12 protein-coding genes are annotated in these 13380 nt (G+C 38.5%); 4 read left to right on the top strand and 8 right to left on the bottom strand.

The features are described from left to right. Positions 1 to 44: 44 nt before the first annotated feature. On the bottom strand, positions 45 to 2414 hold the full coding sequence (locus AWW67_RS18200) for a ribonucleoside-diphosphate reductase subunit alpha (RefSeq protein ID WP_053222508.1): 2370 nt from the start codon (positions 2412 to 2414) through the stop codon (positions 45 to 47). Between the two features lie 33 nt (positions 2415 to 2447). After that, complete coding sequence (locus AWW67_RS18195) at positions 2448 to 3446, bottom strand: ribonucleotide-diphosphate reductase subunit beta (RefSeq protein WP_053222507.1); 999 nt, start codon at positions 3444 to 3446, stop codon at positions 2448 to 2450. Positions 3447 to 3921: 475 nt separating this feature from the next. Between AWW67_RS18195 and rplU the strand changes: the two genes are divergently transcribed. The 4 genes from rplU (at position 3922) to AWW67_RS18175 (ending at position 7193) form a co-directional block, all read left to right on the top strand. Then, the gene (gene rplU, locus AWW67_RS18190; protein WP_053222506.1) at positions 3922 to 4233 is read left to right on the top strand and encodes a 50S ribosomal protein L21; all 312 of its coding nucleotides are present in this window, start codon (positions 3922 to 3924) and stop codon (positions 4231 to 4233) included. 9 nt (positions 4234 to 4242) lie between these two features. Next, positions 4243 to 4518: a 50S ribosomal protein L27 gene (gene rpmA / locus AWW67_RS18185; protein WP_062303575.1), complete on the top strand. Its 276-nt coding sequence runs from the start codon at positions 4243 to 4245 to the stop codon at positions 4516 to 4518. An 87-nt stretch (positions 4519 to 4605) separates the two neighbouring features. Then, positions 4606 to 5679, top strand: a complete 1074-nt coding sequence (locus AWW67_RS18180) for a helix-turn-helix domain-containing protein (protein WP_062303573.1) — start codon at positions 4606 to 4608, stop codon at positions 5677 to 5679. An 89-nt stretch (positions 5680 to 5768) separates the two neighbouring features. After that, a complete protein-coding gene (locus tag AWW67_RS18175; protein WP_062303572.1) occupies positions 5769 to 7193 on the top strand; it encodes an amidohydrolase family protein in 1425 nt (474 codons plus the stop codon). A 78-nt stretch (positions 7194 to 7271) separates the two neighbouring features. On the opposite strand, the gene AWW67_RS18170 is transcribed toward AWW67_RS18175, so the two are convergent. The 6 genes from AWW67_RS18170 to AWW67_RS18145 all read right to left on the bottom strand — a co-directional run bounded on the left by AWW67_RS18170 (position 7272) and on the right by AWW67_RS18145 (position 13368). Next, a complete protein-coding gene (locus AWW67_RS18170; RefSeq protein WP_141655505.1) occupies positions 7272 to 7898 on the bottom strand; it encodes a hypothetical protein in 627 nt (208 codons plus the stop codon). A gap of 40 nt (positions 7899 to 7938) precedes the next feature. Continuing rightward, complete coding sequence (locus AWW67_RS18165; RefSeq protein ID WP_141655504.1) at positions 7939 to 8562, bottom strand: hypothetical protein; 624 nt, start codon at positions 8560 to 8562, stop codon at positions 7939 to 7941. A 286-nt stretch (positions 8563 to 8848) separates the two neighbouring features. Next, the gene (locus AWW67_RS18160) at positions 8849 to 9454 is read right to left on the bottom strand and encodes a rhomboid family intramembrane serine protease (protein ID WP_053222500.1); all 606 of its coding nucleotides are present in this window, start codon (positions 9452 to 9454) and stop codon (positions 8849 to 8851) included. After that, complete coding sequence (locus AWW67_RS18155) at positions 9455 to 10429, bottom strand: polyprenyl synthetase family protein (protein WP_062303567.1); 975 nt, start codon at positions 10427 to 10429, stop codon at positions 9455 to 9457. Then, on the bottom strand, positions 10389 to 12587 hold the full coding sequence (gene rnr, locus AWW67_RS18150) for a ribonuclease R (RefSeq protein ID WP_062303566.1): 2199 nt from the start codon (positions 12585 to 12587) through the stop codon (positions 10389 to 10391). Before rnr ends, AWW67_RS18155 begins: the two co-directional genes overlap by 41 nt. 70 nt (positions 12588 to 12657) lie before the next feature. After that, entirely contained in the window at positions 12658 to 13368 is a 711-nt protein-coding gene (locus AWW67_RS18145; protein ID WP_053222497.1) for a 3'-5' exonuclease, read from the bottom strand. Positions 13369 to 13380 lie beyond the last annotated feature (12 nt).

Raw genomic sequence — 13380 nt, 5'->3', positions numbered from 1 at the left:
CCTCACATTGCTGTAAGGGCTCTTTATCAAATATTAAATTCTAATTAGCTACCGCAAGCTTCGCAAGCATCTGGATTATCTAGCGAGCAAGCCATATCGGCTGCTTTTTGCTCTAGTTGTGCTGCAGTTGGTGTACTGGCTGCGGCCTTGTCTACTGTAAACTGAATAGCATCGGCTGCTGCTCTCGATCTCAAGTAGTACATTCCTGTTTTCAAGCCTTTCTTCCAAGCATAGAAGTGCATAGAAGTCATTTTTCCGAAATTCGGATCCTGAATGTGAATGTTCAAACTCTGAGACTGACAGATGTAGGCACCTCTATCGGCAGACATTTCAATAATGCTCTTCTGAGAAATTTCCCAAACTGTTTTATAAAGGTCTTTGATGTGCTGAGGAATTTCAGGAATGGCCTGAACTGAACCTTTGGCTGCAATTAACTTATTCTTCATGTTGTCATTCCACAAGCCTAGCTCGATCAAGTCTTTCATTAAGTGTTTGTTCACAATAATGAATTCACCTGACAAAGTTCTTCTTGTATAAATGTTTGAAGTATAAGGTTCAAAACACTCGTTGTTTCCTAAAATCTGAGAAGTTGAAGCAGTAGGCATTGGCGCCACTAGCAAGGAGTTTCTTACACCATGCTTCTTCACTTCTTTTTTCAAGTTATCCCAATCCCAAAGTCCTGAATCTGGCGTAACGCCCCACATATCGTATTGGAAGATACCTTTAGATACTGGCGAACCTTTAAACGTTTGGTAAGGACCTTCTACTTTCGCCAAATCCTTTGAAGCCGTCATGGCTGCAAAATAAATGGTTTCGAAAATGTCCTTGTTTAACTTACGCGCTTCAGGAGAATCAAATGGCATTCTCATTAAAATGAATGCATCGGCCAAGCCTTGTACACCCAAACCAATTGGTCGGTGGCGCATGTTTGAATTCTTAGCTTCTTCAACAGGGTAATAATTCACATCAATTACCTTGTTCAAGTTTTTAGTTGCTACATAGGTAACATCATACAAAGCTTGGAAATCGTACTTACCGGTTTCTTCGTTCACAAACTTTGGCAATGCCAAAGAGGCAAGGTTACAAACCGCTACTTCGTCAGGAGCAGTGTATTCTATAATTTCAGTACATAAGTTGGATGACTTAATTGTACCTAAGTTTTTCTGGTTTGATTTTTTGTTGGCCGAATCCTTATACAACATATAAGGTGTACCCGTCTCGATTTGAGATTCTAGTATTTCGAACCAAAGATCTTGCGCTTTTACTGTCTTACGACCTTTGCCTTCGCGCTCGTATTTTTCATACAATCTTTCAAACTCTTCACCATAACAATCGGCCAAACCTGGTGCTTCGTTAGGGCAGAAAAGTGTCCATTCTTCGTTATTCTCAACTCTTTTCATAAAGAGGTCAGAAATCCAAAGTGCATAAAACAAATCTCTTGCTCTTAATTCTTCTTTTCCGTGGTTCTTTTTCAAGTCAAGGAAATCGAAGATATCGGCATGCCAAGGTTCCATATAAATGGCAAAAGACCCCTTTCTTTTCCCACCACCTTGATCTACATAACGAGCCGTCATGTCAAAATTTCTTAACATAGGAACGATACCATTGGAAACCCCACCTGTTCCTTTGATATATGAACCTTTTGCTCTCACATTATGAATGCTAAGCCCAATACCACCAGCCGACTGCGAAATTTTAGCAGTTTGCTTTAGGGTATCGTAAATACCATCAATACTGTCATCTTTCATTGTTAGTAGAAAGCAAGATGAAAGCTGTGGTTTTGGCGTACCTGCATTAAATAAAGTAGGAGTGGCATGTGTAAACCATTTTTCTGAAAGCAGATTGTAGGTTTCGATTGCCTTTTCAATGTCTTCTCCGTGAATACCCACAGCTACTCTCATGAGCATGTGTTGTGGACGTTCAACGATTTTACCATCGATTTTCATTAAGTACGAACGCTCTAAGGTTTTATAACCGAAGTAATCGTAGCTAAAATCTCTATCGTAGATAATGTTGGAATCTAGTGTGGCAGCGTTGGCCTTCACTATTCCGTAAGTTTCTTTCGATATCAATGGAGCGTTTTCACCTGTTTTAGGGTCTACATAAGTGTAGAGCCTTTTCATAGTGTTTGAAAACGACTTACTGGTAGTTTTATGCAAGTTGCTAATGGCAATTCTTGCTGCAAGTTTTGCGTAATCAGGGTGTTTCACGGTCATGGTAGCCGCAATTTCTGCTGCTAGGTTATCCAAGTCTAGCGTGCTTACTCCATCATACAATCCTTCAATTACTTTCTTGGCTACTTCCACAGGCTCAACGAAAGCGGGATCTAATCCGTAGGATAGTTTGTCTATCCTGGCAGTGATCTTATCGAACTTTACCGACTCGTGTCTGCCATCTCTTTTTACTACTAACATATTTGGGGTTTTGGGGGTGTCTATAAATATAAACTAAAAATCTTCATCCATACTAAACTTGTGAGCATCCGCGTCATCTCCTTCCTTCATCACGCCAGCTTTTTGGTATTCACCTACTCTTCTTTCGAAGAAATTGGTTTTACCTTGAAGTGAAATCATTTCCATGAAATCAAAAGGGTTGGTGGAGTTGTATACTTTTTCGCATTCCAATTCCATCAACAGTCGATCTGCAACAAACTCTAAGTATTGCGTCATCAAATCGGAGTTCATTCCAATCAGACGCACGGGAAGAGATTCAGTAATAAATTCTCTTTCTATATCTAAAGCATCAACTATAATTTCTTTAATTCTTTCTTTCGGCACCTTGTTAATCAAGTGCTGATTGTGAAGGTGTACTGCAAAATCACAATGCAAACCTTCATCACGAGAAATCAGTTCATTCGAAAAGGTAAGTCCAGGCATTAGGCCTCTTTTTCTTAACCAAAACAATGAACAGAAGCTACCAGAGAAGAAAATACCTTCAACTGCCGCAAAAGCAATCAGCCTTTCACCAAAAGAAGGAGACTCAATCCATTTCAGAGCCCACTCTGCTTTTTTCTTAATCGCATCGAAGTTTTCGATAGCATGAAAAAGCTCATCCGCCTCTTTAGGGTTCTTTATATAAGTATCTATTAAAAGCGAATAGGTTTCAGAATGGATATTCTCCATCATGATCTGAAAACCGTAGAAGAACTTTGCTTCAGTATATTGAACCTCATTAATGAAGTTCTCTGCCAAGTTTTCATTTACGATACCATCAGAAGCTGCAAAAAACGCAAGCACGTGCTTAATAAAATAGCGCTCGTCATCATTTAACTTATTTTCCCAATCGGTTAAATCTTGATGCAAATCTATTTCCTCAGCAGTCCACATACTGGCTTCTGCTTTTTTGTAGTAACCCCAGATGTCATCATGCTTGATTGGAAAAAGCACAAACCTGTCCTTGTTCTCTTTCAATAATGGTTCTTCTGTTATTGCTCTTCGCTCACTCATCTCTCGATATCGGTTTTATTTTTTAAATAAAAAGATTACGCTGCATCAAGTTTTGCCTGACGCAAATTTTTATCCTTGAGGCATCACCTTGGGATAGTATTCCTATACAATATAAGGTACTTCTACTATAAGTGTCTGGCATTCTTGGGAATGAGACTTTAGCAGAAAGATAGGTTGTTGTTTTGGGGTCGTAACCTGAAACAAATATTACACAAAACTGCGTAAAAATCAACGTGATTTTTTTGATCATTTTTCATATGTAGCACCTTCAATATGATCACATATATTTCTTATTATCAAATTATTAGCACCACCATCATCATTAATAACTTACACTTGTATTCAACGTAATTGAAGATCAAAAAAAATGAAAATTTAATATTGTTAAATCTCTTGCATTTATGCCGAACATTTGGTTTGGTTTTAGAAATCAAACTGTTATCTTTGCAGTCCGTTTTTGAAAAGATTCAAAATAATGTACGCAATTGTAGACATAGCAGGAAAGCAGTTCAAAGTAACACAAGACCAATTCGTTTATGCCCCATTAATGGCAGGCGAAGAAGGCGCTTCCGTAGAGTTCGACAAAGTCTTATTGTTAGACAATAATGGCACAGTCGAGGTAGGCGCACCTACCGTTAGTGGTGCAAAAGTTTCCGGTAAAATTATCGGACACGTTAAAGGTGATAAAGTAATCGTCTTCAAGAAGAAAAGAAGAAAAGGTTACAAGAAGAAAAATGGCCATCGCCAGAACTTCACCAAAGTCTTAATCGAAACAATATCTAAATAACAACTTACCATGGCACATAAGAAAGGAGCAGGTAGTTCGAAAAACGGTCGTGAATCGGAAAGTAAACGACTAGGTGTTAAAATATACGGTGGACAAGCCGCTATTGCTGGTAACATCATTGTAAGACAAAGAGGAACTAAGCATCACCCAGGTACAAACGTAGGCATTGGTAAAGACCATACCCTATTCGCTTTGTCTGATGGTGTGGTTGAATTCAGAAAAGGTAAAAAAGACAGATCATACGTTTCTGTTGTTCCTTTTTCAGGAGAAGCTGCTGAAGCTTAATCAATAAAGTTCTTAAAATATAAGAAAGCTCAATCTCAAAAGGATTGGGCTTTTTCTGTTTAAGCGCTACTTTTCAGTACTCAAAGTATGCAACTGTCTATCATCAATATTCTTCAGTTATTACTGGTTTTTCAGAGCCTAGTATTTATGACTTTCTTGCTAAGTCAAAGAAGGGGCAAATACATTAGCAACAGTCTCTTAGCTATTTTTCTATTTGTACTTGCTGTTCATATGGTCAGTAATTTTGCTTTTGATCTCAATTTGTCGTGGCCAATTCCTGATTTGACCAATTCCTATGGCTTTTTGTATGGACCCCTCATTTTTCTTTACATCAAAAGCCTAGTTTATAAAGATTTTCAATTATCGCTTCGAAATGCTCTTCATTTACTTCCATGGTTAATCACTCTTAGCGCTACATACTTCACCATCATTCCAATTCAACTCTCTGGAATCTCTATTTTGATCAGCTTTTCTACCTACCTAGTTCTTTCGTTTAGGCTCATTAAGCACTTTCACCTTATCATAAAAAACACGCAATCCCGCTTCGATAGCATTGCACTATTATGGATGCAACGCTTTCTATATGGCCTTATTTTTATCACACTGGTTGATACCATACATAATCTGATTGTTGTTAATAATTTGGTGATGGAGAATCTATTTTACGGCTTTCTTATCACATCATTACTCTTTTTTGTGACAAGCTTGGTCTTTCATGGGTTAAGGCAACCTGAACTCTTTCAGGGTGTTTCAGTTGAAGATGAAGCATTGGTCAACGATGCGGCATCGAGTTACACTTCTTCCAAACTCGCTCAGAAGGAAATCGACTCTCTGGCCGAATTGATCCAAAGTTATTTTAACTCCAACCAACCATATAGAGACTCTGACCTCAACATTCAAAAACTTGCCACATCGATGAACATGAATAATCGAACGATTTCCGAAGTGATTAACCGTTATTTTAACCAAAATTTTTCTGAATTCGTCAATTCCTACAGAATACAAGAGGCAATTTCTCTTTTGAAAAATAATGATGATAAAACTACAGTGCTGGAAATACTCTATGCAGTGGGTTTTAATTCCAAATCCAGTTTTTATACTGCCTTCAAAATAAAAACTGGAATGACCCCAAGCGAATTCAAAAAAACACTTCAACAATAAATTTTAATAAAATCAGTCCGAAAACAGGAATCTGGACTACTTGAGTATTAGCTGAGACTATCTTTGAAGCATATTTAAAGGTCATAAGTATGAAACTCATTTTACGCATTCTTAAAATCATTGGGAAGGTTTTTCTCTTCCTTGTACTCGGCATTGTTGTCTACGTAATGGCAGCCATTCTCGTGGGAAGAATGGAATTAGGTTCACCAGGTCCAATCGTTCCAAACGAATCTAAAGTGGCATTTACCCATGTCAATATCATCCCTATGGACAGTAATCATGTACTTACTGACAAGACTGTATTGGTTGAAAACGGAATTATTACAGGCATTTATGACGAATTTGAAACCTCACAAAATATTAAAATGGTTGACGGTCAGCTTAAATACCTTGCACCAGGTTTAATAGACGCACATGCCCATATTTTTGATCGATCTGATTTAGCCCTGAACCTTTCGCAAGGTGTAACTACTGTGCGAAACATGATGGGTTTTCCTATGCACTTGCGATGGAGGAGTGAAGTAAATAATAACTTATTTCCAGGCGCATCAATTTACACCGCTGGCCCAACACTTAATATGGGCAGCGATAGTGGGCCATTTCACAAAGTATTAAAAAATTCTAATGAGGGAAGAAAAGCTGTAAAACTCACTAAATCTAAAGGTTATGATTTTGTCAAAATCTATGATGGGCTTACTGAAGAAGTGTTTAAAGCTATCATGGACGAAGCAAAACTCCAGTCTATAAAAGTTGCAGGTCACCCACCTAGGGCAGTTAATCTAGAAACCTTAGCCAATTCGGATATAGTTTCAATAGAACATGTGGAAGAAATATTTCAAGGCATGATGAACTACAAATATTCGACTAAAAAGACCGATAGCATTGCTAAGATTTTATCTGAAAGGGAAATTTATGTTACGCCTACACTAATTATTTACAATTACCTATATCGTACGATGAATGAAGATAGAGAATTCTTAGATAGTATTCCGCAAGAGTACATTAACCCTCTAACTCGTTTTATTGGAAATAAACAGCTAGAGGGCTACTTAAATATGGATGAGAAAGGAAAAAAATATTCCGCTTCCAAAAATACAGCTCTCTCTGAAATTCTATCCATTCTTCATCAGAGCAACGTTCCATTACTGCTCGGCACAGATTTAGGGCCTAACCTAACGGTTGCTGGGTATATTCTTCATTCCGAGATTGAACTTTGGAAAAAGGTGGGGATTAAAGATTACGAAATTATGAAAGCAGGCACTATCAACGTGGCAAAGGCACTCGATATTGACGATAAAGTTGGAACTATTGAAATAGGCAAGCGTGCCGACTTTATTTTAGTGGACCAAAACCCTTTAGAAGATGCCCGAAACTTGCGCAGAATTTCTGGAGTATTTCACAATTCTAGTTGGTATGACTCAGAAAGATTGAAAGAACTTGAAGAAATAGGCAAAGACAAATCAAGTTGGTTTTCTACGATTGGCCGATTTATGGAGTATATTCTTTTTAAATAAACTCTCAAAAAACGAAAGCTCAATCTCAAAAGGATTGGGCTTTTTCTGTTTAATCTAAGCGCTCTTATTAGACAAAGCCTATTTATCCGAGGTAGAAATCCCTTTATACATAAAGAATAGCTTCTCTTTATAATAAAATAGCTGCAAGGTATCATCAGACTTGACGATACTAAAGATGACCAAAACAATGTCATTCCAATATTCTTCTGAGATAACACTCAGTAACATATTGGGAATCCCGTCTCTCCAATCGTATGACTTAGGGAATTTTTCTCTAATCGTAGATAACTCATTCAATGCTATTCCCTTTGATTCTATGCGGCACTGAATTGGTGCTGTTCTATCAATTTTCATAATACTTGAGTCGAAAACCCATTGGTCATTCACATAAGCAAAGGAAAAGCCATTTTGTATTACTTTTTTAACTGCATACGCAGACTCCATACTTTCAAAGCCTAAAGTCTCATCAAATTCAATCTTAGCCCCATCACAGGTTAAAGCATTCATGCTAAGGGAGTTCAAGTCCATTCCATTGCTCAAGTCTACCGAATCTCTTGCCCAGAGTGGCCAACTGTCCATATCTTCCCCATACCTCAATTCAAAAGCTTCATTTCTCAAGATAGGTCTTACAGAAGTGCTTTCTTTCTGAGCATAACAACATATAGAAGTGACGAGTAATAGAAATATGAGCCTAATTTTTGACATAACTAAGTTTGAAACTACATTACCTTAATAGAAAAATATCCTAGTTTTCGCTAGACAAGGCCACAGCCAAAGGAATATCAAAAGCCCTGTAAGTATCCACTCCCAGTTCTTTTTCCATTCTTCTTCTCGCCTGGATTAGCTTTATATCAAAAGGATTATAAAGAATCAATTCTGAAACTGCGTTGTATGCCTGCTTTGTCTTTCCTTTTGCCACATACTTTTCGTACTGTTTAAGCTTTGAATTGTAGTTTTTAAGTTGGTAATCAGTACCTCGCTTATTAGACACATTAAAAGCTGTAGGAGCCTCCGATGCACTTATTGCCTTTCTTACACCACTCGTAGTCCCCATTGGTACGCTAGATGTACGAGACATCATCATAACAAAGGACTTAGCAGGTTCCATCCATGAACCATTATATTCAGTTTTAAAACCATCCACGACACCTTCAAAAGCGTCTTGAAAATTATTATGTAGACTAAAGAAAATTGTCTGGTAAATAGAATACTCCTCAGGTTGAACAAGGAACTGATCATCTAAACTTCCAATCAGAACCGTCACCGCCTCGTTAATCTCTTTTCCCAAATCTGTGAGGAGCATGGCCTTCATATTCCCTTCAGGAGTTATAGTAATCTTAAAGATCATGGTGCCTTGTTTCTCTGACATAATCGCCTCTCTTGGGTATTGCAGACTCCAGATCTTCTTCAAATAGGCTTCCTTTCCATATCTAAAGATTAAGGAATCAGAGCTATAGCTCTTTGCCGATGAAGAATAAAAATCAGATGTGATTATGTCTGCATTAGCATTTGTATTTATAAAAGCACACAACAGAAATAGGGAGCACAGCCAAATAAATTTCATAGAAATAGAATTAAAAATAATGCTTAGCCATAAAGATAAATTTATTCATAGCTAAAACACAAAAAAATATCTCTATTCCTACTTAATTGATTTAAAAAATAGCCTCTATAAAATATGAAAAGGTAGAAGGGCGAAGGAGTAATGTGAAGATAACGCCATAGATGGCACCAAAAAGATGAGCATCGTGGTTAATATTGTCTGTATTTCGCTTACTCATAATAATGGAGTAAACAATAAAGAGTCCGCCTAGAATATAGCCTGGCAAACAGATAATCGCGTAGAGGCACAAATCTCTAATCGGGTCAAACAGAATAAAGGCCATTACCAAAGCCGAAACCCCACCGGATGCCCCAAGTGAATTATAGTTGTAGTTATTTTTATGTTTTATCGTTGTGGGAATATTCGCCACAATAACAGCTGTAATAAAGAGAAGGATATACAGTACAAGGCCTAACTCTCCAAAGTAGGTATAGAATATTTGCTCTATTGCCAGACCGAAAAAGTAAAGCGTAAAAAGGTTGAGAAGTAAATGGATACCATTGTTGTGTACAAAGCCCGAAGTAATGAGTTGGTAATACTTCTTTTCATGAACAACAGTGTACGGATTAAGCATTAAACGCCTATGCAATTCCGGTCGCTCCCAAGCAAAATACGTGACCAAGCCAATTACGGCCATCAATATGTAGGTAACCTGCATTTAGTGTTCTCTATCAATTAAGTATTCTGCAAACCTCTTCAGCGAAACTCGTTTTTCTTCTTCAATATCAAGTTGTTCCAAATCTGAAAAACCATGATCGAAGTATTCGTTCATTTTGGCTTTGGTTAAAGTTTCAATGCCAATGGCGTCATAAATAGTACGCACCGCTTCCACCTTAGCCACAGCATCAAACTTTTCTAGCCCCAACCAATAATCGAGTTGCTTTTTTTGATCTTCATTGGCCAATTCAAGTGCCTTTAGCAAAAGGAAAGTCTTTTTATTAGAAATGATATCTCCTCCTACCTGCTTCCCAAACTTGGCCTGATCACCATATACATCCAGTAAGTCGTCCTTCAATTGAAAACCAATGCCAATACTCACTCCGAAATCATATAACAACTCAGCATCCTCGTTTGAGCTTTGAGCAAGCATGGCGCCTAGCTTCAAGCTAAAACCTAAAAGCACTGCGGTTTTTAGCCTAATCATATTGATATAAGCCGACTCATCTACTGTAGCTAATGTTTCGAAATTCATATCCAGTTGCTGTCCTTCACAAACTCCAGCAGCACAAGCGTTAAAATCATGTACTATTTGTTTAAGGTTGGCCGGAGCGTCCAAAAGCATGTCGTAAGCTTTTACCATCATTACATCACCTGAAAGAATGGCGGTATTGGCATCCCACTTTTCATGCACGGTGGCTTTACCCCTTCGCAAAGGGGCATTGTCCATAATATCGTCATGTACTAGAGTGAAATTATGAAACACCTCCACAGCCAAGGCTTGATCCACAACCGTTTCGGGATCGTCTTTGAAAAGCTTATAAGCCAAAAGCACAAGCAAAGGGCGCATTCGCTTTCCACCTAAAGACATAATATATCTTATAGGATCATAAAGCTCCTTTGGCTCGCTACCGTAATCTCGTTCTTCTAGTCTTTTATTTATGAGCTGAACCAGCTCTAGGTGATTTTCGGTCATCCTCTGCAAATGTTAAATCGATGGTTCTTCTGTCAATGTCGGTAGCTTTTACTCTAACATCTACATTATCGCCAAGGGTAATGATTCTCTTGTTTCGTTTACCAATCACTCGATAGTTTTGTTCATCAAACTCATAAAAATCATCTGTGAGGTCAGACATTCTTACCATGCCCTCACATTTGGTTTCGGTGATTTCCACAAAAATACCCCATTCTGTAACACCACTAACAATCCCTGCAAAAACTTTATCTTCGGCCATGGCCATAAATTCAACTTGTTTGAATTTAATAGAAGCACGTTCCGCATCGGCAGCGCGTTTTTCTCGTTCCGAAGCGTGAATACAGAGCTCTTCAGTTTCTTCTTTGTCTACCGATTTACCGCCATCCAAATAATGCTGGAGCAGACGATGCACCATCATGTCGGGGTAGCGCCTAATGGGCGAAGTGAAATGCGTATAATGATCGAAAGCCAAACCAAAGTGACCATTTTCAGCCGTGGTATATTTTGCTTTCGCCATAGTACGGATGGCCAGTTGTTGCAACACGTTCTGCTCAGGCTTTCCTTCAATTTCACTGATTAATGCATTGAGTGATTTAGAAATCCCTTGACGTTCTACATCCAATTTATGCCCAAAGCGTACGGCAAAGTTTGAAAAGGTGTTCAACTTTTCAGGATCTGGGTTGTCGTGGGTTCTGTAAACGAAAGTTTTTGGTTTGTCTCTTGTTCCTTTTTTAAACACAAATTCAGCCACACGCTTATTCGCCATGAGCATAAACTCTTCAATCAGCTTATGTGCATCTTTTCTTTCTTTCGGAGTAATTCCGAGCGGCTTACCGTTTTCATCAAGTACGAACTTTACTTCCACGGTTTCAAAATTCACCGCGCCATTTTTAAAGCGTTTGTCCTTTAAATGAAGTGCCAACTTATTCAAGTGATTGATATCTTCAGCAAAGTCACCCTCGCCAGATTCAATTCTTTCTTGGGCTTCTTCATAAGTAAACCTTCGATCGGAATGGATGATGGTTCGGCCAAACCATTCGTTTTTGATATTGGCGTTTTCATCCAATTCAAACACAGCCGAAAACGTAAGTTTGTCTTCATTAGGTCGAAGTGAACAAAGCCCGTTCGAGAGCCTTTCAGGCAACATCGGAATGGTGCGATCTACCAAATACACCGAAGTAGCCCTGTTTACGGCTTCTTTTTCGAGTTCCGAATTTGGCGTTACGTAATGCGTTACATCGGCAATATGAATTCCGACTTCCGTATTACCGTTTGGCAGTTTTTGAACCGATAACGCATCGTCAAAATCTTTTGCATCGAAAGGGTCAATCGTTACGGTAGTCACATTTCTAAAATCCCTACGTTTAGCAATTTCTGCTTTGGTAATTTTATCTGAAATGCTTTCGGCAGCGGTTTCTAGCCCTTCTGGAAACTCCAAAGGCAAGCCAAACTCGGCAATAATAGAGTGAATTTCGGCATTGTGTTCACCTGCTTTTCCAAGCACTCTGGTAACCACTCCCTCAGGTTTTTTATTCCTTTCGGGCCACTGGGTGATTTTCACAATGACTTTATCATTGTGTTTCGCACCGTTTAAGTCTTTTAAATTGATAAAGATGTCGTAAAACATTTTTCTGAAATCGGAAATCACGAAAGCGTATCGGCTCGACATTTCCAGTCGGCCCACAAACTCATCGCGGTTTCTTTCCAGTACCTCAACAATTTTGCCTTCAGCATGCTTTCCATGCTTTTTGTTCTTCAATACCACTTTGACTTTATCGTCATCCATGGCGCCATTGGTATCGTCTATCGACACCCAAATATCAGCGGTATCTTCATCACCACCATCGGGGGTTACGTAGGCAAACCTTGCGTTCACAAAATCGACTGTTCCTGTAATGGTTTCCTTTTCACTCTTATCGAGGGAAAAAGAGCCGTTACGTAGTTTTTTAATCGCGCCTATATCTTCCAATCGGAAAATGGCTTCAGTTACAATTTTCTTCGAGTTCTTATCTCTGACCCCAAGGGCCGTTAATATCTGCTTGATCTGATATCCTCTACCCGGATGTTCACCGAGGAAATCGAGGATGAGGGGCTGTACTTGTTTAGCTCCGCGATCGGAGCCATTTGTATTTGTTTGTTTTTTTCTTCTATTACCCATAAAGGGGTTATTTAATAATGTTTAAAAATATGCTAGAAATTAAGCAAAGGTGGGGAGAACACGAATCTTTCTAGATGATGAAAATGTCATCATTTTTTATTGCAGGAAATTGATTGAGCTTTAAAAATACCTGCGCGAGCACAATAACGTCCTTTTTACAGTATTTCGCAATTCTCTCCAAATCGTTTTCTTCGTAATACACTCTATTTACTTGACTTCCATCAATATCGTCTTTACTGGTGGGAATGTTTAAAATGGCTGCCAACAAATCCAATGAAGTAAAGTGTTTATAGTCTCCAAACTTCCACATTTCCATGGTATCTAAATGCGGAATTTCCCATGGCTTTTTACCCGACATTTGAAGTGTTTTAGGCACCTCAATACCGTTTATGATCATTCTTCGGGCGATATATGGAAAATCGAACTCCTTACCATTGTGTGCACAAAGCCTTAATTTCTTCGATTTAAATTTTTCTTCTACCAAGGTTTTAAACTCGGTTAAAATTTCAATTTCATCGTGGCTCGATATGTCCTTCACCCTAAGCGAAAATCCATTTTCTTCTTCTTTAAAATAGCCCACCGCAATGGAAATTATTTTTCCAAATTCTGAATAAATCCCTGCTTGGCCATACAACTCGGCTGGAGATAGTTCATTTGGATTTCGTAAGAACGCAGCTTTTTTGGTCCAAAGCTTCTGCATTCTTTCGGGTAATTCATCAAAGCTTTTATAGGCTGCGGCTGTTTCTATATCCAGAAACAAAAGGTCGGAAAACTGTTTCATCCTTTTAAGATA

The organism is Roseivirga seohaensis, assembly GCF_001592945.1.
GTDB lineage: Bacteria > Bacteroidota > Bacteroidia > Cytophagales > Cyclobacteriaceae > Roseivirga > Roseivirga seohaensis.
Note: the sequence above shows the minus strand (reverse complement) of the source record. Positions and strands in the feature narration are given on the sequence as shown.

Excerpts from the sequence above, each read along its gene's own strand:
- AWW67_RS18200 (WP_053222508.1), bottom strand. The coding sequence starts at position 2,414 with ATGTTAGTAGTAAAAAGAGATGGCAGACACGAGTCGGTAAAGTTCGAT.
- AWW67_RS18195 (WP_053222507.1), bottom strand. The coding sequence starts at position 3,446 with ATGAGTGAGCGAAGAGCAATAACAGAAGAACCATTATTGAAAGAGAAC.
- rplU (WP_053222506.1), top strand. The coding sequence starts at position 3,922 with ATGTACGCAATTGTAGACATAGCAGGAAAGCAGTTCAAAGTAACACAA.
- rpmA (WP_062303575.1), top strand. The coding sequence starts at position 4,243 with ATGGCACATAAGAAAGGAGCAGGTAGTTCGAAAAACGGTCGTGAATCG.
- AWW67_RS18180 (WP_062303573.1), top strand. The coding sequence starts at position 4,606 with ATGCAACTGTCTATCATCAATATTCTTCAGTTATTACTGGTTTTTCAG.
- AWW67_RS18175 (WP_062303572.1), top strand. The coding sequence starts at position 5,769 with ATGAAACTCATTTTACGCATTCTTAAAATCATTGGGAAGGTTTTTCTC.
- AWW67_RS18170 (WP_141655505.1), bottom strand. The coding sequence starts at position 7,898 with ATGTCAAAAATTAGGCTCATATTTCTATTACTCGTCACTTCTATATGT.
- AWW67_RS18165 (WP_141655504.1), bottom strand. The coding sequence starts at position 8,562 with ATGTCAGAGAAACAAGGCACCATGATCTTTAAGATTACTATAACTCCT.
- AWW67_RS18160 (WP_053222500.1), bottom strand. The coding sequence starts at position 9,454 with ATGCAGGTTACCTACATATTGATGGCCGTAATTGGCTTGGTCACGTAT.
- AWW67_RS18155 (WP_062303567.1), bottom strand. The coding sequence starts at position 10,429 with ATGACCGAAAATCACCTAGAGCTGGTTCAGCTCATAAATAAAAGACTA.
- rnr (WP_062303566.1), bottom strand. The coding sequence starts at position 12,587 with ATGGGTAATAGAAGAAAAAAACAAACAAATACAAATGGCTCCGATCGC.
- AWW67_RS18145 (WP_053222497.1), bottom strand. The coding sequence starts at position 13,368 with ATGAAACAGTTTTCCGACCTTTTGTTTCTGGATATAGAAACAGCCGCA.